The 24989-nt window shown below is 45.8% G+C and carries 22 protein-coding genes; 5 read left to right on the top strand and 17 right to left on the bottom strand.

All coding sequences use genetic code 11. The features are described 5' to 3' along the window. Window position 1 precedes the first annotated feature (1 nt). From AV939_RS00895 to gmk, 13 genes are all read right to left on the bottom strand, one after another. Window positions 2-1183, bottom strand: coding sequence for an NAD(P)/FAD-dependent oxidoreductase (locus AV939_RS00895; RefSeq protein WP_061996853.1), 1182 nt, complete (start codon window positions 1181-1183; stop codon window positions 2-4). A gap of 195 nt (window positions 1184-1378) precedes the next feature. After that, window positions 1379-2392, bottom strand: coding sequence for an ABC transporter ATP-binding protein (locus tag AV939_RS00890; protein WP_057794776.1), 1014 nt, complete (start codon window positions 2390-2392; stop codon window positions 1379-1381). After that, window positions 2392-3912, bottom strand: a complete 1521-nt coding sequence (locus tag AV939_RS00885) for an ABC transporter permease (protein ID WP_082604994.1) — start codon at window positions 3910-3912, stop codon at window positions 2392-2394. Before AV939_RS00885 ends, AV939_RS00890 begins: the two co-directional genes overlap by 1 nt. Beyond that, complete coding sequence (locus tag AV939_RS00880) at window positions 3909-4943, bottom strand: extracellular solute-binding protein (protein ID WP_057794778.1); 1035 nt, start codon at window positions 4941-4943, stop codon at window positions 3909-3911. Before AV939_RS00880 ends, AV939_RS00885 begins: the two co-directional genes overlap by 4 nt. A 16-nt stretch (window positions 4944-4959) precedes the next feature. Then, a complete protein-coding gene (locus AV939_RS00875) occupies window positions 4960-5769 on the bottom strand; it encodes a hypothetical protein (RefSeq protein WP_061996851.1) in 810 nt (269 codons plus the stop codon). A gap of 405 nt (window positions 5770-6174) precedes the next feature. After that, window positions 6175-6648 carry a peroxiredoxin gene (locus AV939_RS00865; protein ID WP_057794783.1) on the bottom strand — a complete coding sequence of 158 codons (474 nt, stop codon included), beginning with the start codon at window positions 6646-6648 and terminating at the stop codon, window positions 6175-6177. A 9-nt stretch (window positions 6649-6657) separates the two neighbouring features. After that, on the bottom strand, window positions 6658-7482 hold the full coding sequence (locus AV939_RS00860; RefSeq protein ID WP_061998143.1) for a class I SAM-dependent methyltransferase: 825 nt from the start codon (window positions 7480-7482) through the stop codon (window positions 6658-6660). Further along, entirely contained in the window at window positions 7475-9547 is a 2073-nt protein-coding gene (recG, locus tag AV939_RS00855) for an ATP-dependent DNA helicase RecG (RefSeq protein ID WP_061996849.1), read from the bottom strand. Before recG ends, AV939_RS00860 begins: the two co-directional genes overlap by 8 nt. A 145-nt stretch (window positions 9548-9692) precedes the next feature. Continuing rightward, window positions 9693-10424, bottom strand: coding sequence for a tRNA (guanosine(18)-2'-O)-methyltransferase TrmH (gene trmH / locus AV939_RS00850; protein WP_061996847.1), 732 nt, complete (start codon window positions 10422-10424; stop codon window positions 9693-9695). 3 nt (window positions 10425-10427) lie between these two features. Next, the gene (locus AV939_RS00845; protein WP_057794787.1) at window positions 10428-10814 is read right to left on the bottom strand and encodes a RidA family protein; all 387 of its coding nucleotides are present in this window, start codon (window positions 10812-10814) and stop codon (window positions 10428-10430) included. 26 nt (window positions 10815-10840) lie between these two features. Then, window positions 10841-12949 carry a bifunctional GTP diphosphokinase/guanosine-3',5'-bis pyrophosphate 3'-pyrophosphohydrolase gene (spoT, locus tag AV939_RS00840; RefSeq protein ID WP_061996845.1) on the bottom strand — a complete coding sequence of 703 codons (2109 nt, stop codon included), beginning with the start codon at window positions 12947-12949 and terminating at the stop codon, window positions 10841-10843. A 142-nt stretch (window positions 12950-13091) separates the two neighbouring features. Next, entirely contained in the window at window positions 13092-13364 is a 273-nt protein-coding gene (gene rpoZ / locus AV939_RS00835) for a DNA-directed RNA polymerase subunit omega (protein WP_057794791.1), read from the bottom strand. A 107-nt stretch (window positions 13365-13471) separates the two neighbouring features. Further along, on the bottom strand, window positions 13472-14113 hold the full coding sequence (gene gmk, locus AV939_RS00830) for a guanylate kinase (RefSeq protein ID WP_057794793.1): 642 nt from the start codon (window positions 14111-14113) through the stop codon (window positions 13472-13474). Between the two features lie 195 nt (window positions 14114-14308). Between gmk and AV939_RS00825 the strand changes: the two genes are divergently transcribed. After that, window positions 14309-14980: an alpha/beta hydrolase gene (locus AV939_RS00825; RefSeq protein ID WP_061996843.1), complete on the top strand. Its 672-nt coding sequence runs from the start codon at window positions 14309-14311 to the stop codon at window positions 14978-14980. A 112-nt stretch (window positions 14981-15092) separates the two neighbouring features. On the opposite strand, the gene AV939_RS00820 is transcribed toward AV939_RS00825, so the two are convergent. Continuing rightward, window positions 15093-16151 carry a GGDEF domain-containing protein gene (locus AV939_RS00820; RefSeq protein WP_061996841.1) on the bottom strand — a complete coding sequence of 353 codons (1059 nt, stop codon included), beginning with the start codon at window positions 16149-16151 and terminating at the stop codon, window positions 15093-15095. Between the two features lie 197 nt (window positions 16152-16348). On the opposite strand from AV939_RS00820, the gene hemC reads away from it, so the two are divergent. Genes hemC through AV939_RS00800 form a run of 4 tightly spaced genes read left to right on the top strand, consistent with a single transcriptional unit; the run spans window position 16349 to window position 20426 of the window. Then, window positions 16349-17284 carry a hydroxymethylbilane synthase gene (gene hemC / locus AV939_RS00815; protein WP_061996839.1) on the top strand — a complete coding sequence of 312 codons (936 nt, stop codon included), beginning with the start codon at window positions 16349-16351 and terminating at the stop codon, window positions 17282-17284. A gap of 35 nt (window positions 17285-17319) precedes the next feature. Then, entirely contained in the window at window positions 17320-18051 is a 732-nt protein-coding gene (locus tag AV939_RS00810) for a uroporphyrinogen-III synthase (protein ID WP_061996837.1), read from the top strand. Further along, on the top strand, window positions 18052-19257 hold the full coding sequence (locus tag AV939_RS00805) for a uroporphyrinogen-III C-methyltransferase (protein WP_061996835.1): 1206 nt from the start codon (window positions 18052-18054) through the stop codon (window positions 19255-19257). Continuing rightward, entirely contained in the window at window positions 19254-20426 is a 1173-nt protein-coding gene (locus tag AV939_RS00800) for a heme biosynthesis HemY N-terminal domain-containing protein (protein ID WP_061996833.1), read from the top strand. Before AV939_RS00805 ends, AV939_RS00800 begins: the two co-directional genes overlap by 4 nt. 101 nt (window positions 20427-20527) lie before the next feature. Here the strand turns inward: AV939_RS00800 and hydA are convergent, their stop codons facing one another. Genes hydA through AV939_RS00785 form a run of 3 tightly spaced genes read right to left on the bottom strand, consistent with a single transcriptional unit; the run spans window position 20528 to window position 24764 of the window. Then, entirely contained in the window at window positions 20528-21994 is a 1467-nt protein-coding gene (hydA, locus tag AV939_RS00795; protein ID WP_057794807.1) for a dihydropyrimidinase, read from the bottom strand. 23 nt (window positions 21995-22017) lie between these two features. Then, on the bottom strand, window positions 22018-23493 hold the full coding sequence (locus tag AV939_RS00790; protein WP_061996831.1) for an NCS1 family nucleobase:cation symporter-1: 1476 nt from the start codon (window positions 23491-23493) through the stop codon (window positions 22018-22020). Further along, window positions 23490-24764, bottom strand: coding sequence for a Zn-dependent hydrolase (locus AV939_RS00785; RefSeq protein WP_061996829.1), 1275 nt, complete (start codon window positions 24762-24764; stop codon window positions 23490-23492). The genes AV939_RS00790 and AV939_RS00785 overlap by 4 nt, the downstream gene beginning before the upstream one ends. Between the last annotated feature and the right edge of the window lie 225 nt (window positions 24765-24989).

Here is a 24989-nt window from a genome sequence, read left to right as displayed (position 1 = left end):
ACTATACCACCTGCCCTGCTGCCCAGCCGCTGCTCCAGGCCCACTGGAAATTAAAGCCGCCTAGCCAGCCGGTTACGTCTACCACTTCGCCTATAAAATACAAACCTTCTACATTCTTAGCCATCATGGTTTTAGACGATAACTCGTCGGTGTTTACACCACCTATGGTAACTTCAGCGGTTCTGTAACCCTCGGTGCCGTTGGGTTTTATTTGCCAGTTTTCTAGCGTATTGGCAATAGCCTCGCATTCACTGTGGCTTAGTTGCTTCACCGGCACGTTGCGCCATTGATGGTATTCAATAAAGCTTTGTACCATGCGTTTAGGGAACACCTTGTTTAAACAGGTTGCCAGTAAGGCATCTGGGGTGTCGGTGCGAGCGGTGTTGATAAGCGCCTGCGCATCTTCGGTAGGCAGCGTATTTATGCTTAGCGCATCGCCAGCTTCCCAGTAGCTTGATATTTGTAACATGGCTGGGCCACTTAAGCCCCGGTGGGTAAATAGCATGGCTTCACGGAATGAGGTGTCGTTACATTCTGCATTTACATCTATGGCAATGCCACTTAGTTCTGCTAGTACGTCTTTGTCTTTATCTTGCAGAGTAAAAGGTACTAGTGCCGCTCGGGTGGGCAGCACGCTCAAGCCAAACTGCTCTGCCACTTTGTAGCCAAACGGTGTGGCGCCTAGCTTCGGCATGCTCAAGCCGCCGGTGGCAATAACGAGTGACTCACACTGGTATTCACCCATAGAGGTATTGAGCGTGTAACCTGTTTCGGTTTTCTCAACGCTTAGTATTTCACAGCGAGGGGTAATGGTTACACCAGCTTTGTCGCACTCTTTTAGCAGAAGCTCGACAATATCTTTCGCGCTGTCGTCGCAAAATAACTGGCCTAGGGTTTTCTCGTGGTATGCAATGCCGTGCTCGGCAACCAATCCAATAAAGTCCCATTGGGTGTATCGGCTTAGGGCCGACTTACAAAAGTGCGGGTTTTGCGATAAGAAGTTTTCAGGCCCAGCGTACATATTGGTGAAGTTGCAGCGTCCGCCTCCTGACATAAGTATCTTGCGGCCCACCTTTTTGGCGTGATCGAGCACTTCTACACTGCGCCCACGGGCACCGGCTTGCGCTGCACAAAACAGCCCAGCTGCACCAGCACCAATTACGATTACATCACGCTGTTTCACACTACTCACCTTTAATTGCTATACCTGACTTAAACTTTTGCTTAGCCAAACACGAAAAAAGTAAGGCATTAGGGCAAAAAAGAGCTGAATTATACGTAATTGCTGGGGGGCTACAATGTGTGCCAGCAGTTTAATTTTAAACCACTGGCATAGGGTATTGGTAGTTAGGGGTTTTTAATCTTTAAGTGCGAAGACTTATGCTTGCGCAAACACCGCTAATGGGTGCGTAGTAATTAGCGCCATGTGTGCTCTAGCACCAGGTTTGATAGCGTTTTCGTGGCTTACTCGTACTTTCAATTGGCTGCCACTGTCTAGGGTTACGGCATATAGGCGGCTTTCGCCTTCGTAACGCACCCAATCTACGGTGCCATTGGGTGATTCATGCTGCGCACTTAAACTTAAATCATCGGGGCGCACCAACAAATCCACTTTGCCGGTAGCACCATCTACTGAGGTACCGGGCACTGTGCCAATTTCCGTGGTGACAGTATCGTTCGTGAAAGTACCGGGAACGAAGCTAGCTTCACCCATAAAGCGGGCCACAAATCGGCTAGCAGGCTCTGAATAACAAGCTTCTGGGGTAGCAAGTTGCTCTAGTACACCTTTGTTTAAAATACCGACTCTATCACCTACGCTTAACGCTTCTTCTTGGTCGTGAGTTACCCAAATAGCAGGTACACCGGCGGTTTTAAGGGCATCACGTATTTCCCAACGAAGGCTGTCTTTTAAGGCGGCATCTAGGTTTGAAAGCGGTTCATCTAGCAACACGAAAGCGGGTTCGTGTGCCAAGGTGCGGGCTAGCGCAACTCGTTGTTTCTGACCACCGGATAAGCGAGCAGGCTTGGCATCACGAAAATTTTCAAGACCGAGAAGCTTCAACCAGTGATCGGCAAGTTTAGTGTCTTTTAATCGAAAGCAGACATTTTGCTGAACGGTTAAATGGGGAAACAGGGCGAAATCTTGAAACACCATACCCACATTACGTTTTTCAGGGGGAACAGTTTTCTTAGGTGTGGCGGTCCAATTCCCTAAGGTCATTTGCCCTTCTGAAATAGGAATAAGTCCAGCTAATGCCTGTAAAATAGTGGTTTTACCGCAGCCTGTTGGACCCACCAGCATAAGAATTTCGTCTGAACCTAATGCTAGGTTTAGCTTATTCACTACACGGGTAGCACCATAATCAACTGACAACTCACTAACTTTAAGCATTAACTACGTTCATCCTCGGAAACGGTAAACTGGGCGCGGCGTTCGCCAGAAAGCATTAATATTAATCCAAAGCCTGATAGCAATACCAGCAATAAACCTGGAACAGCTGCGCGGCCAAAATAACCTGCTTCGTATACTCGCCACATGTAGGTGGCTAGAGTTTCAAACCCTGTGGGCCCTAACATTAGAGTGGCAGGTAGTTCTCGCATGGCTTCTAAAAACACCAGCGCGGCACCGGCTATCATGCCTCTTAGGGTAAGTGGCAAGGTAATGCGCATAAATGCTTCACGAGGGCTTGCACCTAATACTCGCGCCGCTTTCACTAATCCAGTATCTAAATTTTCTGCGGTACTACGCACACTGCCCACAGCGAGGGGGATAAACCGCAGTACATACGCCATTACCAACAAACCCAAAGTTTGATATAGGTAGGGCAACTGAAGTCCGACATAAACCAACGCGGTACCCATTACGATACCGGGTACGCCGAAACCAAAATAAGTAATGCGTTCCATTAAACGGCCGGCTTTGCCTGCAATAGCCGCTTGGGCAACGGGTATGGCTAGAATAACCGCCACAATCGCCGCCAAGAATGAAGCATAAGCCGAATTCCATGCATAGCTGAATTCAAACCCACCGGTCCCTTCCCGTATTAACCACAGGGTAAATACCGCTAGAGGCAATACAATTGCCAGCAATAATATAGGCATTGCAGCTAGTAACATAAGGTTACACTGCCAACGTGCTGGCCATAGACTTAAATGCCTACCGGGGCGTTCTTTAGCGCCGCTAATTCGACTTTCTATAAATAAGATTAATCCTACAATCACCATTAGCTGCAAGCTCAGCATGGCAGCTTGGCTTAAGCCAAAGGCATTGTATTCAACAAATATAACCCGAGTGAACGTGTCTAACCCCATGATGGCAGGCGTACCGAAATCAGACAGAGCGTAAAGTGCAGCTAATAAGGCACCGGCAGCAATACTGGTCGCGACGCGGGGCAATACCACACGCCATAAGCTGGTGTATAAAGATACGCCAAGGGTGCGAGCCGCGTTTATTAGGCTGGCATCAAGGCTTAGTAACGATGCCCGTGTGGTCATCATCACAAAAGGATAGGTGTACAACGACATAACCAGCGCTGAACCCCATAGGCCATCAATACTGGGAGTGGAAATACCTAAAACGTTTTCTATTTCGCCGCCACGACCAAATGAAAAGTACATGGCAAAGGCGCCAATATAACTGGGTAAAGCTAAGGGCGCGGCTAATAAAATTAACCAAAACCGCTTGAAGGGCATTTGAACATAGGCAGTAAACAGCGCTAACGGCACGCCTATTAGCACCGAGCCAATAATGGTTAACACCATAAGAGATACGGTATTCCCGAGTACGCGCAAATTGTGGGTGTCGAAGATTTCTGCGCTATCTGATGCTAACGAAAATAAAACGCCTACTGGCAACAATGCCATTAACGCGATAATTAGAGCCAGCGGGTACGACTTTGGCCAGTTGCTCACAGCACCCCGACTTTTCGCATAAGGTTAAGCGTAGGGCGTAAATCTGCTAGTTTTCGAAGATCCATATCCGGCGGTGATATTTCAGATAATGCAGGTAAACCTTGCGGTGGTGTTACCCCCTGTACCAGCGGAATTTCATACGCTTCGCTTGCCAAATAACCTTGCACTTCACGGCTAAGTAAATAGCGAATGAAGTTCACAGGTAAATCACCCTCGCTTAACGCCACAATACCAGAGGCATTCACTAAGCAGCCTGCATCGTTTTGCGTATAGGCAAGAGCAACATTCGCGTTTGGCTTACCGGCCTTTAAACGCAGTGTGTAGTAATGGTTTGCAAAGCCCATATCCACTTCGCCTCGTTCAACGCCCATCACTACGCCAAGTTCGCCTGCGTATTTTTTCGCTTTGCTATTAACGCCTTTAAGCCAATCGGCCGTAGCCTTTTCGCCTTCTAAAATGCGCATAGCGGTAACAAATGACTGGAACGATGCATACGCAGGTGCCCAGCCTAGTGCTAAATCACTATCGGCTAAGGCCATTACGCTATCGGGAATTTGGTCAGGTGTTACACGTTCTGTGTTATACGGCAACGTACGAATACGGCCGGTAACCGGTGTCCAACTAGGATACTGGAAACCGTCTTTCAATTGGGTGGTTAAGTCGGTAGGTAACGGCTTAGCTAAACCTGAGTCGGTTACCATGCCGATGCTACCGGTATCTACTGCCCAAAATAAATCGGCGCGTTTCACCCCAGCTTTTGCTTCCGCAGCAAGGGTGTTAGCTAACGCGGCTGAAGCGCCGCGCCTAATTTTTAAGTTAAGCTTTGGATTTCGTTTTTTAATGGCATCGAGCACATTTTCATACAAACCACCTTCACCACGCCCCAAATAAAGGGTGAGATCACCTTCCAACTTAGGCAGTGATTCTACCGACACACTTGCGATAGTGTTGGCAAAGCTCAAACTGCTGATAGGTAAACTACCTAACGCACCTGCGGCGGCTAAACCTTGTAAAAATGTTCTACGTTGCATTTGAAAAAACTATTCCTTAGAAAACGTCTTTACGACTTTTTTCTGCTTCTACTAACAAGGAACGAGCGCGATCTAATTTCGTTTGCATAGTTTCCACTACGCCACGCACCGCTTCTACACCTTTACCGCCAGTAATTGCTTGTGGAAGGGTTACGTTGAAGTCTTTCTCTAAGTCTTCAACTAGGTCAGCGTCTAATTCAATTAACGCCCCTTCTACCCCTTCAAAACGCTGTAAGTAAGTATCGTGAACCAATGTAGTGGCAACTTCAGTTAGTTGCTCTGCCGACTTAGCCACCACGCGATCTAAACGCTTTTTAATATCGTCGATAACTTCAGGCGCTGTAGTTGGTTCAACTTCAGTGGTTTGTACTTTGGCAACCAAACCCTGCTTTTGATACTGTGACGCAAGTTTAACTGCGCCTAACGCTTGCCACAAGGCTTGATTAAGTTTGGTTTGCTCTGCGCGAACATCTTCTACTGATTTACCGTTTTCGATACCCATTTTAATGCCATAGATACCTTGCCAGATAGATGCGTAAACAGGCACGTACTGGGTTTCGATAGCAGAATGAAAATCGACTTCTTCCCAATATTCAATGAGTGCGTCTGTGTCTACGTTCTTGCTGTCTTTTTCGTAAGCATCTACAACACTGCCGAATTTTTCTTCTAACCAGTGTACTTCTTCCGTGTACTCACCAATATGAGCCTGAAGGTTGTTTACATGTTCGCTGATCACACCATTTGCAAAGGCGCTGCTTGTGCCGAATGAAAAGGTCACTGCTAATACTAATACCGAGGCACTTAGCTTCTTAAGTGTTGTTGTCATCATTTTTCCTAGTACGCTTTTAATTATGCAAATGATACTTATTATCATTAATTAAGTAAAGGTAACTCGACGTATGATTATGTCATACTTTCGCATTACCAAATTGGCTTTAAAGTCAGTAACCACGGTGTTTTCAGTGAAAGTAGCGTTAAGCAATTCATCGTATAACCGCCATTTACTGGCTGTTTACAGCATAGTTATATTACATTTTAACGACACGATGCGATCAACTTTATTGATGCGAAGCAATCGTAAAAAGCTATTGATATTTTTATGACGTTGACTAACTTAGGCTGGCAAACTGAGCGTGGTTGGTAAATTTTGCGATCAAAAAAAGGCCTGAGCATCACTTCACATTATGCTCAAGCCTTTCGATAGGTTTAGTGCTAACTACTACACTTACTGTTACAAGCTTTTTAGCATGCTTTCAGCATCACTTACTTCAAAGCGACCTGGATCTTCTACACTGATTTTTTTCACTACGCAGTCTTCAACTAACATGGCGTAACGCATAGAACGCAGGCCACCAAAGTCACTGGTATTCATGTCTAAGCCAATTTGCTTAGTGAAGTGACCGTTGCCATCTGCCAGCATCATAATCTCTTCAGCGTTGTTCATCTTACCCCATGCATCCATTACAAATGCATCGTTTACCGATAAGCAAATAACCGTGTCTACGCCTTTTGCTTTGATTTTGTCTGCCAATGCGACATAGCCTGGTAAATGTGCTTGAGAGCAGGTTGGCGTAAATGCGCCAGGCACTGCAAACATTACTACACGCTTGTCGTTAAAAAGCTCGGCAGTGCCGGGGTTTGTCATCTCACCATTTACTAAAAGGCTGAAATCCACCTCTGGCAAGGTGCTACCTACTTCTATCATGCTGCTCTCCTAGGATTTTTGACGTAAATACACATCGAATCTATGTTTTTTACTTTCTATTGCCATTGATGGATTGTTTCCGGCTAACACTGCTGCGCTGTTAGGCCGTTTCACCACTACTCTAGACGACGCTAATGCCAACGCGGGCGCGAGTAAGGCGTCGGCGTCGGGGTCGTGCCCAAGCAATTGTTGAAACAATCGCATTTCCTTCTTCACCAAGGCTGATTTCTTTTTGTGCGGAAACATAGGGTCTAAGTAAATCGCATCTACGTTCTCACCATTCCAGTATTGCATTACATTGGCACTATTTCCATGTTGTAGTGCGAATCGATCTGCAAGCTCTGGGTAGGCAGTTTTTAAACGTCGAATACCATCTTCAAGCAACGCCGCTACAATTGGCGAACGCTCAATCATAGTGACCTTGCAGCCTACGCTTATCAACACAAAAGCATCTCTTCCTAAACCCGGCGTAGCGTCTACTACATGCCATGGCCCTGAACTTTTGAGATCAGTATTTTTAAAATCAGTACTTTTAAGCGTATTGCCTTTAAACCCGATGGCTTTCACGATAGGTTCTTTTCTGCCACCGCCATGGGCTTTGCGATATAAACTGGCAGGAGAAGCAAAATCTACCACAACAGGCAGGGTTTTCTTTTCGTTTGCATCTGCAAGCCCAAGTACATTGTCGTTAACCTGCAAGTAAAAACCTTCAACAGGTTTTTCATCAATAGGAAAACCCCAGTTTCCACTGATAGTCAGGGCGAGGGCTTTGTCGCTTTCAAAATTCGCATCAATTTCGGTGCTAGCAATCACTAGAGGCAGAGTACTAAGCATGGCCATATTGCTCCTTATGCCCTATCCAGCGGTTGATAATCGCTTGTGCGTGGGAAGGATATTGTTCCCATAAGGTATACGCAATTTCTTGTACTTTGGGAATAAGCGCGGCGTCTCTCACTAAATCAGCAATTTTAAGCTCTGCCATGCCGGTTTGACGAGTACCCATAAACTCCCCTGGGCCACGAATTTCCAAGTCTCGCTGCGCAATATAAAACCCATCATTAGACTCACGCAGTACGCTTAATCGCTGAGTTGCCGTTTTAGACAAGGGGCTTTGGTACATGAGTACACATTGGCTTTCTACTGCGCCACGCCCTACTCGGCCTCGAAGCTGATGCAATTGGGCTAAACCTAACCGTTCAGGGTTCTCAATAATCATAATACTAGCGTTAGGAACATCTACCCCTACTTCAATTACCGTGGTGGCGACTAACAAATCGAGCTCACCAGCTTTAAAATCGGCCATGACTTGTAGTTTTTCAGCAGGCTTCAAGCGTCCATGCACTAAACCTACGTTAAGTTCAGGTAATGCGGTGCGAAGAATAACCGCAGCATCTTCAGCCGCTTGGCATTCCAATACTTCCGACTCATCAATAAGGGTACAAACCCAGTAGGCTTGCCTGCCATTTGCTTTGCACGCCGTGCGAACTCGCTCAATCACATCGGCTCGACGTGAGTCAGGTAACACCACCGTGGTTACTGGGGTTCGCCCTGGGGGTAGTTCATCAATAATAGATGTGTCTAGGTCGGCATAGGCGGTCATGGCCAGCGTTCTAGGTATAGGGGTTGCTGTCATAATTAACTGGTGAGGGTATCGCCCTTGTTGTTCACCTTTATCGCGAAGCGCAAGGCGCTGATGCACACCAAATCGGTGTTGTTCATCCACAATCACCAAGGCGAGTTGTTGGTATGTCACGCTTTCTTGAAATATAGCATGGGTGCCTACCAACATTTGCACGTCGCCACTTTCAAGCCGCGACAATACTTCGGTGCGGGCTTTGCCTTTAAGCTTACCGGCTAACCACCCGATTTCTATGCCCAGCGGTGCAAACCATTCGCGAAAGTTGTTCGCATGTTGTTCGGCAAGCAATTCGGTAGGCGCCATTAATGCTACTTGATGACCTGCGCCAATAGCGGATAGCGCAGCTAGAGCTGCTACTAAGGTTTTCCCTGAGCCCACGTCGCCTTGTACTAAGCGCATCATAGGCCTGGGGTGTTGCATGTCTTGCTGAATATCAGCCACAACCCGCTGTTGTGCCCCTGTGGGTGAAAATGGCAGCTGCGCCAACATCTTTTCGATAAGAGGTTTGTCTACCTTTATGTTAATACCGGGCTGTGCATCTGAAAGCTTACGTACTTTGAGTACACTTAAATGGTGTGACAAAAGCTCTTCTAGAATTAACCGGTACTGAGCAGGATGAAGCCCTTCTTCCATTTCGTGCACATCGGTATCGGGGGCTGGCCGATGCACTGCATGTAATGCTTCGTTTAGGCTTATCTGGTCGCTGTACATGCCTTCAGGCAGTAAGTCGGCCAGTGCGCCTTTATCTAACATTTTAAGGGCTTGGTCGGTTAAATTTCGCAAGGTAAGTTGCTTTACCCCTTCGGTGGTGGGGTAAACAGGTGTTAGAGATTCTGCTTCAAGCGGCGCGTCTTCATCAATGAGTTTGAATTCAGGGTGCATCATTTCAATGCCCCACTTACCGGTGCGAACTTCACCAAAGCAACGAATAACATTGCCCGGCGTCATCATCGTGCGTTGTACTGCCCCAAAGTGAAAAAAGCGTAAAGTAATAGTGCCTGTGCCATCGCTTAGCTTCACCACTAACATGCGTTTTTTGCCGTATTGAATGTCGGCGCTTTTTACTTCGCCCTGTACACTAACATGGGTAAACGGGCGGCACTCGGCCACACTGTAAATCCGAGTTCTGTCTTCATAACGTAGCGGCAGGTGAAACAGCACGTCTTGTAAGGTAAATAAGCCAATTTTAGCCAGCTTTTCGGCCACTTTAGCGCCTACCCCTTTTAGGGCGGTGATGGGCGTGGTGGCAAGAGTTTGCATTTGACCGACATTCCTTAAAACAAGCGTATGATTTCATTAGGGTAATGAAAGCAATCATTTATTAGAAACGAAGTGTAATAGATTGCGAGAAGCTTGGCGAGTATGGTTTAAGACCAGTATGACAGGTACTATAAGTATGAGCAGGCTAGGCGCGCGTAGACAGTGTCTCGTCATTGTCAGATAGGGCGTGTAACGCTTCAGGCGTTAGCTGCATTTGCTTCCACCAACTTGCTGGTGCATCAATGCGGCCAATATCATCAATCGCAGGGTATGGAACCCCCTTCGTTTTACTTAAGGCGCACAGCCTTGGGTAACCCCTTTCAAACAAGAGTTTTTGACATTCTTCTTCCGGTAAATGCTCAACATCATACATGCCTGCCAGTTCACGTTGGCGCTGCGCTTCATAAAGCACAAGTGCTGCCGCTACAGACACATTCAACGACTGCACCATGCCTGCCATAGGGATGATGATATCCTGATCGGCCATGGCAATGGCTTCATCGGTAGCACCGTAACGTTCCTGCCCAAAAATAATCGCGGTAGGTTTGGTGTAATCAACTTCACGAAAGCCCACCGCAGTATCAGATAAGTGAGTGACTAATACCTGCATACCCTGCTGCTTTAGCGCACCTATAGCATTACCTAAACTGTCGTGATTAGTTTGGCGAACCCATTGCTGGCTGCCCATGGCGGTGTCGCCACGAAACTGATATTTCTCTTCCCACACGGTGTGAACACGGTGAATACCAATGGCATCACAGGTACGAACTACCGCCGATACATTATGGGGTTTGTGTACATTTTCAAGGCAAACCGTAAGGTCGGTTTGCCTTTTTGCCAACGCACTACGAATGCGAAGGTAGCGCTCGGGCGACATTGCTTACTCCGGCAATTCCATCACGCCGTCGATTTCAATTTGTGCGCCTTTAGGCAATGCAGAAACTTGTACTGCAGCACGAGCCGGGTATGGCTTGTTGAAGTAACGGCTCATAATTTCATTAACCGTAGCAAAGTGACCTAAATCGATAAGAAAGATGTTCACTTTTACCAAGTCGTTGGTGGTGCCACCAGCGGCATCACACACGGCTTTTAAGTTTTCAAAAACCTGTACCGCTTGTTCAGCGAAGTCTTCTGACACCATTTCCATGGTTTCTGCAACCAAAGGAATTTGGCCTGAAAGATAGACCGTAGTGCCAGCCTTAACTGCTTGACTGTAAGTACCAATAGCGGCAGGTGCCTTATCGGTCTGAATAATAGACTTAGACATAATGGATCCTAAAAATTTTTAAAAAGTTAGTGTCTGGACTGACTATGACGTGACACTTTCTGAACCTCTGGCATGGTGCGGATTTTTTTCATCACTCTTGCCAAATGTACGCGATTTTGCGTGGTAATTTCGATGTCGATAAAGTAGATATTACTCTCTTTTTCTTCTGTTTGCAGTCCAATAATATTGGAATCGCAACCAGAAATTGTGTTCGTTAGGGTAGCAAGGGTCCCCTGATGATTAAACAGTTCAATTCGCAGCGAGGCTTTAAATTCACCTTGAGGTTCATCGTCCCAACGCATTGGTAATACGCGCTGAGGCTCTTCTTTTGAAAGCTTACGAATGTTGTTGCAACCAATTTGGTGAATCGTCATACCACGACCTGGGCTTAACACCGCCACAATTTCATCGTCAGGAATAGGGTGACAACAACGGGCATAATGCACCAATAGGCCTTCGGTACCACGAATAGCTACGTTACCTTTCTTCTCTGGTAAGTCTGTGTTTTCACCTAGCAATCTGCGGGCAACAATAGCGCTTAGCTCGTTACCCAAGCCTATATCGATAAGTAAAGAATCAAAGTCGTCGTGCTTAGTTTCAGCCACTACCCGTTCAATATCGGCCTCTGGAATATCGTCCAGCTTCACTTCACCTAAGGCATGGCGCAGTAAGCGGTTACCCATGTTTACCGCTTCTTGAGAGTGCTGTTTACGCAAATATTGGCGAATACGAGTGCGTGCGCGAGCACTGACTACAAAGTTTAGCCAATTAGCATTGGGTTTAGCTTTAGGCGAGGTAATAATTTCTACGGTTTGACCATTTTGTAATGGCTTACTTAGGCTGTAGTTTCTGCGCTCTACCCGCACACCTACACAGGTATTACCAATATCTGAATGCACTGCATACGCGAAATCTACGGCTGTAGCGCCCATAGGCAGTTCAATAATGCGGCCATCTGGAGTAAATACGTAAATTTCTTCTGGGAATAAATCTGTTTTAACCGATTCAATAAATTCGAAGGATGAACTGGCAGACTGTTGAAGCTCAAGTAACGATTGCATCCACTTACGCGCTCTTAATTGCGCAGTAGTGCCGTTGTCGCCAGGCTCTTTATAAAGCCAGTGCGCAGCAACCCCTTTATCTGCCATCTGATCCATTTCTTGGGTACGAATTTGAATTTCTACCGGAATACCATGGGGGCCAATAAGCGAGGTGTGCAATGATTGATAGCCATTGGTACGTGGAATGGCAATGTAATCTTTAAAACGGTTTTCAATCGGCTTATACAAGCTATGCATAGCCCCTAACGAGCGGTAACAATTATCTACCGAGTCGACCACAATACGAAACGCATAAATGTCCATCACTTCGTTGAACATTAGCTCTTTGTTACGCATTTTACGGTAAATAGAGTACAGGTGCTTTTCGCGGCCAAGTACGTCCGACTCAATTTTATAAGCCGCTAAACGAGTGCTGAGTTCTTCACGAATATTTTCGATAATTTCTTTACGGTTACCACGGGCTTGGCGAACCGCCGATTTAAGCGCGCGGTGACGCATGGGATACATGGCAAGAAAACCTAGGTCTTCTAGCTCATTTTTAATATCGTGAATACCTAAGCGATGGGCAATAGGCGCATAAATTTCAAGGGTTTCTAGAGCTATACGGCGGCGCTTATCAGGGCGAAGTGAACCTAGTGTACGCATATTGTGGGTACGGTCAGCTAGCTTAATCAGAATAACCCGAATGTCTTGCACCATGGCCATCATCATTTTACGGAAGTTTTCAGCCTGTGCTTCTTGCTTACTGCTAAATGCAATTTTATCTAGCTTACTGACCCCTTCCACCAACTCAGCAACGGTTTCACCGAAAGCGCCAGCAAGATCTTCTTGGCTGTAATGAGTGTCTTCAATCACGTCGTGTAGCAAGGCTGCCATGAGGGTTTCATGGTCTAAATGCATGTCGGCCAGAATACTGGCAACAGCAACAGGGTGCGTAATATAAGGGTCGCCACTTGAGCGCATTTGTCCATCGTGGGCTTCTTGCGCCAACACAAACGCCTCTTGTACCAGCTGAACTCGGTCAGCAGGCAAGTACTTTATTACTTTCTGTTTTAAGCCTTCAAACAAATACACGGACCAGTGCGACTCCTGATTAACGTTACAACCTTAAGAATACGTAGAATTGAGCCTTTAGCCAATACCCAAAAAGCAAAGCGCCAGTGCTTTTTTCAAAGCACTGGCGCCTAAACATACAATAGTTACCCTTATGGTGTAACTATTGATCAGAAAGAATATTTGCTACTGAAGAAAACTCAGCGTGTTCTTGTTGTTCCTGATCACGTAAATCGTCTTGCTCTAGTGTGCTAGCAGTTACCAAACCTTCTTCGATTTCACGAAGTGCAGTTACAGTAGGCTTATCGTTTTGCACATCAACCATTGGAGTTTTACCTTCGGTGGCAATTTGGCGAGCACGACGAGCAGCTACCAAAACCAAATCAAAGCGGTTACCAATTTTATCTACGGCATCTTCAACTGTTACGCGGGCCATGTATTTCTCCGAAAATTAGGTTGATCAAGTAATTCAAAAAGCGGCCGCGTAGTATACACCCTTGTAGGGCACGATCCTAGCGGTTTGTTTGAATTTAAAACAATATATTAAGCAGATCCGAGCAATTCGTCCAATAAAGGCTGATAGCGCATTTGTTGTTTCATTGTTCGTAAACGCTGTGAAATCACAATCGCTTCTAAATCGTTAAGCGCAGTGGCGAAATCGTCGTTAACAATAACGTGACTAAACTCACTAAAGTGGGACATTTCTGCCACCGCTTCTTTCATTCTACCGGCAATCACTTCATCGCTGTCTTGCCCACGATTGGTTAAACGCTGCTCTAACACTTCGATTGAAGGGGGCAATATGAAAATACCGCAGGTATCTGGCATGAGCTTTTGTACCTGACGCGCACCTTGCCAGTCGATATCTAAAAAAACATCGATGCCACGATGCAACGTTTGCTCAATGGTTACCCGAGAAGTGCCATAATAGTTTCCGAACACTTCTGCCCACTCAAAAAAAACACCTTGTTCAATCAGCGCTTCAAATTGCTCTCGGCTTACGTAGTGGTAATGCTGCCCATCAACCTCACCCGGTCTAGGTTTACGCGTGGTGTGGGACACTGACACTTCCATTGCATTGTTGCTATTAGACGCGTACTTTTCCATTAACGCCTTTATAAGGCTGGATTTTCCTGCGCCTGAGGGCGCTGCAAGTATAAATAAATTACCGAGTAATGATGCCATGAAAGTATTAAATATATTTTAAAATATGGTGATTTCGTGGAGCAATGATAGCATATTGAACCGTTAAGCCGTAGTAGCAATCGTTTAAACACACTCTCGATGCCTGCGCCAACACTTCAAACAGTGTGATGAGTTTACAGCGCGTTTAATACCCGTGCTGTTTTAGGAAAATACAAGAAGTAGGAACACACAAACATGGCGCAAGAACTTTTGCCGTACGTTGAACAAAAACCCAGCTCTACTCCAAATGCCTGCGTGATCTGGCTTCATGGTTTAGGCGATTCTGGTCATGGCTTCGCGCCTATCGTACCTGAGCTAAAGCTACCTGATAGCATGTCAGTGAAATTTATTTTCCCCCACGCGCCAGAACGCCCCGTTACCATTAACGGTGGCATGCGTATGCGTGCGTGGTACGACATCAAATCACTCGATTTCAATAGCCGCGCAGATTTAACTGGTGTACTTGAGTCGGCGAGTCAAGTAGAAGCCCTTATCCAAGAACAGGTAGATAAAGGCATTCCTACACACCGCATTGTGTTAGCAGGGTTCTCTCAAGGTGGCGTAATTGCACTTCATTTGGCGCCTCGTTTCACACACAAACTTGCCGGTGTATTGGCACTTTCCACTTATATGTGCGAGCCAAACTTATTAGCCAATGAAGCGACTGAGATCAATCGTGACATCCCCATTATGATGGCCCATGGCGATCAAGATGAAGTCGTGCCCATTTTTATGGGTAATGCGGCATATAAGACGTTAACCGAGAATGGTTTTAACGCCACTTGGCAAACCTACACCATGCAACACAATGTGTGCATGCAAGAGTTAAACGATATTTCAGCTTGGCTACAAAAGGTACTTGCTTAGTCTTTTTGAGCTAAGGTCTTTTACTAGGCACTTTTACCAAAGGCTTTGGGCTTAATCGCTTCGCTTTTATAGCTCTATCTAATGGCTGCTTTGGTAGCTTTCTGGGATAGCGCTACATGACGCGGTTCCTACCCGCACCTTTCGCTTCGTAAAGGTGCTCGTCAGCCAACTTAACCGTGGCATTAATATTGGCGTCAGTTAATGCTGTTGCCACCCCAAAACTGGCTGTGATCGGGTGATGAATGTCTCCCTCTATGAATGGCGAGCTTTCAATCTCAAGACGAATTTTTTCAGCCAGCTTTACGGCCATACTCAAGGTTGTTTTGGGGTAAAGAATTAAAAATTCCTCCCCCCCTGTGCGTGACACAACATCGGTAGCTCTAATTGCATTTTTCATCAACGTAGCAATGTGAATTAAGACCCTGTCTCCCACATCATGCCCATAGTTATCGTTTATTTTTTTAAAGTAATCGATATCCACTACAACAACACTTAAGGGAAAGTAATCAGCAGGGTTTTTCATTGCTCGCTCAAAGTAAACCGACTCTAAAAATCGCCTGTTCGGTACTTTGGTTAGTGGGTCAGAATTAGCTTGGCGTCGCTTCTCTAGATTATCGGTCAACATCTCCTTTCTACTTTTATGCCAAAAGTATTCAGAAATAAAAGCCACTGTAATGAAACAACCAAGCGCTATTAGGAAGCGAGATACGTCCTCTGCTCGATAGTTCGCGGGAATAGATTCTTGGTGATAAACGATAAGCGCCACCACACCTACCGTACCAGTGACGTAAAACATAGCCGCCCTAAAACGCACTATAATAATTTGTATCAAAATGAGCGGGTAGACAAAGTGCAACCCGGTATTATGATAGCCTCCTGTAAAGGTAATTACCGCCACCATAATCACAACAATCAATCCCGCTATATAGTAAAAAATATTATTGTTTTTAAAAATGTGCGATAACCCTGCATTAGCAAATACTGAGAAGGAAAAAAAGCCTAACCAAAATGCGAGAAAGTCATCGCCTCGGGCTAAATTTTTAACCGCAAGCACAGCCATAATAGTGCCACCGATATACGAAATGAAATACAGCGTTAAGCGGCGACGTTTCGCTTCAGCGCCATTTAAATGTGTATTTTCGAGAAATTGGCTTAATGAGGAACTATCCATATAACTGGAGGCTTATCCATATATTATGATTGCAATAAGCATAGTCACTCTACGCACAATTTCGCAACCGTAAACCTGTGCGCAAGTTCAAGATTTAAGTACAATGTACTTATTAGTCGAACGAAAGCCTTAAGCAAAAGCCATGTGATTGCTTTGGGTTCTATGCCTTAGACGAGGCCCTAGACAGGATATTAATAATGCAAGCAGCACCTAAGAGAACAATTCGTATCGCCACTCGCAAAAGCGCACTAGCGCTATGGCAAGCAGAGTACGTGAAAGCGAAACTGTTAGAACACCATGATTCAATTGTCGTTGAGCTGGTTCCTATGAGCACTCAAGGTGATCGAATTCTTGATACGCCGCTGGCAAAAATTGGTGGTAAGGGCTTGTTTATCAAAGAACTTGAAGTTGCCATGCTAGAAGGAAGAGCCGATATTGCGGTGCATTCAATGAAGGATGTACCCGTTGAATTCCCCGAAGGATTTGGGCTTCACGCCATTTGCGAACGTGAGAATCCGTTTGATGCCTTTGTATCAAACCATTTTGATGATTTAGATGCATTGCCAGAAGGTGCTGTGGTTGGAACCTCTAGTCTTCGCCGCCAATGCCAAATTCGTAAGCATCGTCCCGACCTAAAAATTAAAGATTTGCGCGGTAATGTAAATACCCGCCTCGCTAAACTCGATGCAGGCGAATACGATGCCATCATTCTTGCCTCTGCTGGCCTTATCCGTTTGGGCATGGAAGAACGGATTAAAACCGGTTTGCCGGCTTCGGTATCGCTTCCCGCCGTAGGGCAAGGGGCTGTAGGTATTGAGTGTCGCAATGACGATGCCGAACTTATTGCGTTACTTCAAGCGCTGAACCACGGTGAAACCCAAACCCGAGTGAGCGCAGAGCGCGCGATGAACGAACGTTTGGAAGGCGGCTGCCAAGTTCCTATCGGCAGTTTTGCTACCCTTGATGGCGACAGCATAACCTTAACCGGTATGGTGGGACAGCCTGATGGCTCAACCTTATTATTTGCTTCTGCCACAGGCCCTACAAAAAATGCAAAGAGCATAGGCGTAGAAGTCGCCGAGGCACTGCTCGAACAAGGCGCTGGAGATATTCTTAGCGCATTGTATAACTAATATATGTTGTTGCTAACTTATACTATTACTAACTTATGCTGCTGATTACCCGCCCTCTTCCTAAATTACAGGCAAGTGCAGATGCTTTCGAGCAGGCGGGTATTAATGCCGTAGGGGTTGCTACATCAGATATTCAAAGCATCCCCAGCAAGGCAAACGAGCTCCAACAGTTTTTGTTGAGCTCGCCCGGCGTCAATAGCATTATTGTCACCAGCATTTATGCCGTGCCAGCGACGCTTGATGCACTCAACCATGTCTCGTTGTTATCTGCGCCTACTACGTTAATTGCGGTAGGCGATGCCACAGCCAATGCGCTACACAGCGCGAATTTACCTTTCAAAATTGTTACACCTTCGCTACATACATCCGAAGGTATACTGGTCATGCAGCAACTTAATGAGGCAAACTGTACACAAGTCGTTATTATTAAGGGTGAAGGTGGCAGGGATACGCTGGCTCATGTTTTAGGCGGCAGAGGTATATCGGTTACTGAGTTTTGTGTATATAAAAGAGAGCCACTTACAAACCCAATTTACACAAAAGTCTGGAAAATTGGCGATGTTAGCGGCATTATCGCTACAAGCGAGAATATGGCAAAACAGCTTATTTCTAGCCATAGTATGCAATTATTAGCGTTGCCCTGGTTAACGGTAAGTGAACGAGTTGCAACGAGTTTACGTAATCTTGGGATAGCACGCGTTTCGGTGTGCAACCGCGCCACCGATCAGGCATTAATTGCCTGGGTAAAGGAAAATTGGGAGTATTAAATGTCTGACAAGAATGAGAAGGACCCTCAAAATGGGGAATTGGTAAGCGTGGAATCATCTAGTACGACATCAGAAGCGACGTCAGCGAGCACCGCATCAAGCACAGATACCGTCTCACCTAAAGGTACGTCTAAAGACACGCCGAAAAAAGCGAAAAAATCATCGGGAACCAAGCTTCTATGGTTTGTGGTTATTGTTATTTTCCTTTTAGTACTAGGCATTATTGGTGCTGGGTATTGGTACTACATGCAACAACAAGGCAGCAGCGATTCCCTTGCTAAAGCTCAACAGGCAAATACCGCGCAAGTTAACGACATGCTTTCCGATCGTAAGCAAACAGCAGACACGTTGCGTATGCTCAACATGCAGAACGGTGAACTAAAAGACGCTGTAGATTCATTGCAGCAACAAAATAGTGCCTTAGTGCAACAAGCCGAAGCCACACAACAGCAACTTAATAGCATGGAAGGTCAACGCCCTGCCGATTGGCTTATAGCCGAGGCTGATTATTTAGTTCGCATGGCGGGTAGAAAGTTGTGGTTAGAAAACGATGTACGCACAGCAACCTTATTGTTAGTAAACGCCGATAAGCGTTTAAAATCACTAGCAGATCCTTCCGTATTACCGGTTCGCGCCAAGCTTGCTGAAGACATTCAAACCCTTCAACAAATGAACCCTGTATCTCAAAGTTCGGTGGCTCTTGCCCTTACCGGCATGCTGGCGCAAATTGACAAATTACCGTTAGATACTTTTGAAAAGCCAGTAGAGGCAGATGCTGATAGCAATGAGCTATCTGAATCGGCAGACGACTGGAAAGAGAACCTAGCGAAAGTGTGGCACTCCATTGTTGATGGCTTTTTAACAGTGAAAAGTTTAGAAGGCCCGGTTGAACCGGTAATGTCATTACAAGCCCAGTTTTTAGTGAAAGAACAGCTTCGCTTGCAGTTGATGCATGCTCAGTCTGCTGCTCTTAAAGCAGACTCAGGTTTGTATGAGCAATCTTTGCTTTACGCTAAAACCATGCTTGAAGAGCATTATGATGTTGAAAAGAGTCAGGTTACTGGTTTTATCTCAGCACTTGATAACCTTGTTGATACCGACATTTCACAACCAATCCCTAGCCAGTTAGTTTCACAAAAGCCGCTAGAGCAGTTATTGGAGTCTCGTGTAAAACAAGCATTCAGTCAGGGAGCTAACGCATTATGAAATGGTTAGTCATTGCCCTTGCGGTACTGGCCGCATTTATTGTTGCGCTTATTGTTGGCCCTATGATTTTGGGCGACAAAGGCTATGTACTCATTTCGTTAGGTAATACCGCGATAGAAACCAGCCTAATTGGTTTTTGCATTATCATTATTTGCGCCATTATCAGCTGGTATATCATCTCTAAGTTGGTGTTATGGACGTTAAGCCTAGTAACGGGTTCTCACCGCTGGTTTGGTGCATTAGGTGAACGTAAACGTAAGCGTGCTTTTTACCAAGGCTTGCAGTCATTAGCGGCGGGCGATTTAAAAAGTGCTCACAAGGCGTTAAGCCAAACCACCAATGGCGATTTTGAAGGGGTAAATTACTTGGCTGCTGCGCAAGTGGCTCAAAGCCAAAATGACCCACAAAAAGCCCGTTACTTCTTACTGCAAGCGTCAGAGTATGACAGTGCCAAAGTTGCTGCCACTATAGTGATGGCACGTATTGATATTACAGAAGGTAAGTATACCGAGGCGCTTGAAAAGCTAGACAACTTAGATGAAGAAGAAGCCAACAATCCGCAAGTAATAAAGCTAAAAGCGTCGATAATGGCAGAACAAGGTCAATGGCAAATCTTGCAAGAAAAGCTAAGTGGTTGGCGCAAGGCGTTACCAAAAGAAGATTATACCGCATGGTCACAGAGAATTGCCAAGGGTAAGCTAGCTGAAATTGCCAGTAAGAACGGCGCTGCTGAGCTTAAAACCCACTGGGAAGGATTACCTCGTAAAATTAAGCAAGACGATGCTTATCGCGCGGCTTATATTCAACAATTGCTTGAACAAGGCATGCATGCCGAAGCACAAACGCTGCTAGTAGAGTGGCAAAAACGTGGCCCGCACCCTGCTCTATTTCCCTATTTCACCCAGTTGAACATTCCGAATGCTGCCCCCTCACTGCGGTTGCTGGAAAGCTGGATTAAACAAGACAGCGAAAATGTTGAGTTATATTCAACGCTGGGAAGAGTCGCGTTTAACGCTGGTGACGACATTCTAGCGGAGAAAGTGTTATTAAAAGCCGTGAAGATGGAATCGAACAAAGATGACCTGTTATTGCTGTCAGCCATTAGTGAGCGTAGACACGATAGCACCACGGCGTTGCAATATTATAAGGAAGGTCAACAGCTGGTGTAGCTTTACGCTGTTCACTTTTAATTTAAAAGAAGATAAAAGAAAGGCCAGTCATTTCAATTGACTGGCCTTTTTCTTTTTTAATTTACGCTATACGCTGCGTTTTACGCTGATGTGCGGTCTACCGCTTTAGGTTCGGCTAAGGCTTTACGCCGTTGCAGCGACTGGTAAAACGGTGCGTAAGTGGGGCGCATTACGTATTTACCATCGCCCGCCTTTGCTAATAACTCGCCATTTTGCCACGCGATATTACCGTTACAAATGGTCATAACGGGCACACCTGTAATTTCCATACCTTCGAAAATATTGGTTTCAATATTCGACATATGGGTTTCAGCAGAAATCACTTTTGTGCCTTTCGGATCCCATATCACTAAATCGGCATCGGAGCCTTCCCGTACCGCGCCTTTGGCAGGATACATATTGAAGATTTTAGCCGCATTGGTAGACGTCACTGCCACAAACTCGTTAGGGGTAATTTTGCCGCCGTTAACGCCTTTTTCCCATAATACTGCCAAGCGTTCTTCTACCCCGGCAGTGCCGTTTGGAATTTGAGTGAAGTTGTCTTTACCCATGGCTTTTTGTTCATTACAAAAAGCGCAGTGGTCGGTAGCGGTGGTTTGTAACGTGCCCGCTTGTAAGGCTTTCCATAGTACGTCTTGATGCTTTTTAGGACGAAACGGCGGGCTCATAACATGGGCTGCTGCACGCTCCCAACTTACATCTTGATACACACTATCATCTACTGTTAAATGCCCAGCTAAGACTTCACCATAAACGTGGTGCCCGCGCTGCTGCGCATAACGAATCGCATCAACCGACTCTTCTACCGAGCAATGCACTAAATACAAAGGTGCGCCTAGGGTTTCAGCAATACTAATAGCACGGTAAGCCGCTTCGCCTTCAACCATGGGCGGTCGAGATAGCGGATGGGCTTCTGGCCCAGTGATCCCTTTATCCATTAATTGCTGTTGTAAGTGGTACACCAATTCGCCATTTTCAGCATGAACCGTGGCAATAGCACCTAGCTCCATGCAACGAGTAAAGCTTGATACCAAAATATCATCGGTGGCCATAATGGCGTTTTTGTACGCCATAAAGTGTTTAAAGCTATTAATACCGTATTCGGTAGCAAGGGTTTCCATGTCTTTATGAACACTGTCATCCCACCACGTTATTGCCACATGAAAGGTGTAGTTGGACATAGATTTTTCAGACCAATCGCGCCATTGCTGATACGCTTCCATCAGAGGCTGACCTGGGCTTGGAATAACGAAATCGATAATCGTCGTGGTGCCACCAGCAAGGGCGGCGGCTGTACCAGAAGCAAAGTCATCGGCGGCTACCGTGCCCATAAATGGCAGTTGCATATGGGTATGCGGGTCGATGCCACCCGGCATGATTAGCTTTTCAGATACATCAACAATTTCTACATCAGTGCCTTCTACAGAAACATCATTTACTGAAAGGTCTTCGCCAATTTTAGTAATTTTGCCGTCTTCGCAAAGTACATCAGCTTTGTAAGTCATTTCGTGGGTAACTACGGTACCACCGCGTAATAATATGGCCATTTTTGTGTCCTGTTCGCTTTAATTTATGAAGCTTTTGCTAGTTCACCAACGTTCGTGTTCACGGTGTTAACTAGCTTGCCTGCAGCAAAGTAATAAATGATGGCGCCCGAAATAGAACCGGTAAACCAACCGTAGCTATAGAACCACGTTAGTACATCTGCGGTTATGGCTAGCAGGGTAATACCTACTGGAATTAAAAAGGCAACAAAACCGGCCCAATTCACTTTCGGGTAGGCAGCACTGCTGGTGTAAAGCGCCGCTACATCTAGCTCTTGTTTTCTAATCAGGAAGTAATCAACAATCATAATGCCCGCAATAGGGCCTAGTAAGCTTGAATAGCCAAGTAGCCAATTTGAGTACAAGCTATCTACGCTTACATCAGATTCAATAAGCCCAGCTTTTTTCAATAGCTCCCAACTCATTAATAACACGCCAACTATGCCAGTTAGCAATACCCCACGGGTGTGGTTAATGTACTTAGGAGCAATATTTTGAAAGTCGTTGGTAGGCGATACTACGTTTGCAGCGGTGTTAGTAGATAAGGTAGCCACAATAATAAGTAGCATGGCAATGGCCACAAAAAATGGGCTATCAATATGACCTATTAAGGTAACGGGATCTGATACGGTTTCACCTACCAGTGTGGTAGAGGCTGAAGTCAGTAACACACCAAGGGCGGCAAACATGAACATGGTGAGCGGCAAGCCAATGATTTGCCCAGTAACTTGAGCTTTTTGGCTTTTAGCATAACGGCTGAAATCAGGAATATTCAGCGACAATGTTGCCCAAAACCCGACCATGGCAGTTAGCCCTGCAAAGAAGTAGCTAAAGAAGCCTGCATCTTCGGGACGACTGGCAGGAGTAGCAAGTACATCGGTTACCGATACTTTGTCGCTTGCCCACCAGATTAGCCCGGCACCTACGATTAATAGCAAGGGAGCTGCTAAGGTTTCTAGCCATTTAATTGACTCTGACCCTTTAATAACGATAAACACGTTTAATGCACCAAAAGCAAAAAAGCCTATTACTTCCCCTAGACCGCCAAGCTGTGCCCAGCCGTCTGAAATAGAGGATAAAAACAAATGTATGGCCAGGCCGCCAAACATGGTTTGAATGCCAAACCAGCCGCAGGCGACAAACCCCCGAATCAAACAGGGAATGTTAGAGCCTACAATGCCAAATGACGAGCGCAGTACCACCGGAAAAGGTATACCGAACTTAGTCCCTGGAAATGCATTTAACGTAAGCGGAATTAGCACCACTATGTTCGCCAACAAAATAGTGAACAAGGCTTCAATGACCGACAGACCAAAGTACGTGGTTAATACTCCGCCTAGGGTATAGGTAGGCACACAAACCGCCATCCCCACCCAAAGTGCGGCGATATTACCCGTACCCCAAGTACGCTCCGACATTTTAGTCGGCGCTAAGTCTTCGTTAAAATAATCACTCTCGGTCACCGATTTACTGAGTGTGACCTCACTAATTTCTGAACTCATACGCTTGCCCCTTCATCTTCAGTAATTGAAGCACCGGCGGCTTCAGCAATACGCTTGCTGGCGGTTAACATGGTATGAAGCAATACGTTTGCACCATCTGCACATTGCTCTGGGCTAGAGTATTCAATTTCGTTGTGGCTAATGCCATTTTCACATGGAGTGAAAATCATGCCCGCTGGAACTAGGTCGGCCATGTAACAGGCATCGTGACCAGCACCCGCGTAGATATCCATGTGCGAATATCCTAAGTTTTCAGTGGCTGCTTTTACATCGTCCGAGGCATTAAATTCTACTGGCGCAAAGTACCAGAAGTTATCCACGGTAATTTCTAAGTTACGCTCTTTGGCTACTGAGTCACAGTAAGCCACAAACTCTTCATGCATAGTGGCCAACACATCTGGGTTAGGGTTGCGTAAATCGGCACTGAACTTCACGTTTCCTGGAATAGTATTACGTGAGTTAGGATATACCTGCATGAAACCTACTGTTCCAAGGCCGTTATCATAACGATTAGCTAACGACTCGATTTCTGCCACAATTTTACCTGTGGCTACCATGGCATCTTTGCGTAAGTGCATTGGCGTGGTGCCAGAATGAGATTCTTGCCCTTGTATTTCTACGTTATACCAGCGAATACCTTGGCCTAAACGTACTACACCAATGCGTTTTTCTTCATCTTCTAATATAGGGCCTTGCTCGATATGGGCTTCAAAGAATGCGCCTATGTTGCGGCTTCCTAATTCTTCTTCACCTAAGTAGCCTATGCGCGCGAGTTCATCGCCTAAACGCAAACCGTTCACGTCGGTTTTATCTAATTCTTCTTGTAAGTCGAAGCGCCCAACGTAAACACCAGAGCCTTGCATGGCGGGCTGAAAGCGAGAGCCTTCTTCGTTCGTCCAAACGCTGACTTCAATTGGGGTTGGGGTAGTAATGTTGTTTTCATGTAGGGTTCGAAGTACTTCAACGCCGGATAATACACCGAATACGCCGTCGAACTTTCCGCCAGTAGGCTGAGTATCTAAGTGACTGCCGGTCGCCACTGAAGGAAGTTCGTTATTGATGCCCGGGCGTTTAGCAAAAATATTACCGAACTTATCTACGCTAATTTCACATCCGGTGGCTTCACACCATGCGCAAAACAAGTCTCGAGCTTGCTTGTCTAGATCAGTGCCGGCTAAGCGATTGCAACCGCCTTTTTCAGTGCCGCCAATCTCGCCCATTTCCATCAGGCTGTCCCATAATCTTTGACCGTTAATTCTAAGCTTATCCATTGTTTTGTCCTCGCAGGTGGAAGGTTATTCCTATTAACACTTTGCCCCAAGTTAGCTCAACGAACGTACTATAAGAGTGCAATCTTGATAACTTTATTTACCAAACGGTAAATAAATGTTTTCTCTATTTTTATGCTGATTGTTCACTGTTTATTATGTATCGCTACTATTGCTGAGACGCCTAAAGCAAAGGGCGTGATTATTCTTTTGTCTAATGCGCTGTTC

The organism is Alteromonas sp. Mac1, from assembly GCF_001562125.1.
Lineage (GTDB): Bacteria > Pseudomonadota > Gammaproteobacteria > Enterobacterales > Alteromonadaceae > Alteromonas > Alteromonas stellipolaris.
The sequence above is the reverse complement of the archived record's forward strand: the minus strand, read 5'-3'. Positions and strand labels throughout refer to the sequence as shown.

What these genes read in the sequence shown, in the direction of transcription:
- AV939_RS00820 (WP_061996841.1), bottom strand. Translation starts at nt 16,151, where the DNA reads ATGGATAGTTCCTCATTAAGCCAATTTCTCGAAAATACACATTTAAAT.
- AV939_RS00805 (WP_061996835.1), top strand. Translation starts at nt 18,052, where the DNA reads ATGTCTGACAAGAATGAGAAGGACCCTCAAAATGGGGAATTGGTAAGC.
- AV939_RS00860 (WP_061998143.1), bottom strand. Translation starts at nt 7,482, where the DNA reads ATGCTTAGTACTCTGCCTCTAGTGATTGCTAGCACCGAAATTGATGCG.
- AV939_RS00845 (WP_057794787.1), bottom strand. Translation starts at nt 10,814, where the DNA reads ATGTCTAAGTCTATTATTCAGACCGATAAGGCACCTGCCGCTATTGGT.
- AV939_RS00800 (WP_061996833.1), top strand. Translation starts at nt 19,254, where the DNA reads ATGAAATGGTTAGTCATTGCCCTTGCGGTACTGGCCGCATTTATTGTT.
- recG (WP_061996849.1), bottom strand. Translation starts at nt 9,547, where the DNA reads ATGCAAACTCTTGCCACCACGCCCATCACCGCCCTAAAAGGGGTAGGC.
- AV939_RS00880 (WP_057794778.1), bottom strand. Translation starts at nt 4,943, where the DNA reads ATGCAACGTAGAACATTTTTACAAGGTTTAGCCGCCGCAGGTGCGTTA.
- AV939_RS00865 (WP_057794783.1), bottom strand. Translation starts at nt 6,648, where the DNA reads ATGATAGAAGTAGGTAGCACCTTGCCAGAGGTGGATTTCAGCCTTTTA.
- rpoZ (WP_057794791.1), bottom strand. Translation starts at nt 13,364, where the DNA reads ATGGCCCGCGTAACAGTTGAAGATGCCGTAGATAAAATTGGTAACCGC.
- hemC (WP_061996839.1), top strand. Translation starts at nt 16,349, where the DNA reads ATGCAAGCAGCACCTAAGAGAACAATTCGTATCGCCACTCGCAAAAGC.
- AV939_RS00825 (WP_061996843.1), top strand. Translation starts at nt 14,309, where the DNA reads ATGGCGCAAGAACTTTTGCCGTACGTTGAACAAAAACCCAGCTCTACT.
- AV939_RS00875 (WP_061996851.1), bottom strand. Translation starts at nt 5,769, where the DNA reads ATGACAACAACACTTAAGAAGCTAAGTGCCTCGGTATTAGTATTAGCA.
- AV939_RS00890 (WP_057794776.1), bottom strand. Translation starts at nt 2,392, where the DNA reads ATGCTTAAAGTTAGTGAGTTGTCAGTTGATTATGGTGCTACCCGTGTA.
- AV939_RS00810 (WP_061996837.1), top strand. Translation starts at nt 17,320, where the DNA reads ATGCTGCTGATTACCCGCCCTCTTCCTAAATTACAGGCAAGTGCAGAT.
- gmk (WP_057794793.1), bottom strand. Translation starts at nt 14,113, where the DNA reads ATGGCATCATTACTCGGTAATTTATTTATACTTGCAGCGCCCTCAGGC.
- hydA (WP_057794807.1), bottom strand. Translation starts at nt 21,994, where the DNA reads ATGGCCATATTATTACGCGGTGGTACCGTAGTTACCCACGAAATGACT.
- AV939_RS00790 (WP_061996831.1), bottom strand. Translation starts at nt 23,493, where the DNA reads ATGAGTTCAGAAATTAGTGAGGTCACACTCAGTAAATCGGTGACCGAG.
- trmH (WP_061996847.1), bottom strand. Translation starts at nt 10,424, where the DNA reads ATGTCGCCCGAGCGCTACCTTCGCATTCGTAGTGCGTTGGCAAAAAGG.
- AV939_RS00785 (WP_061996829.1), bottom strand. Translation starts at nt 24,764, where the DNA reads ATGGATAAGCTTAGAATTAACGGTCAAAGATTATGGGACAGCCTGATG.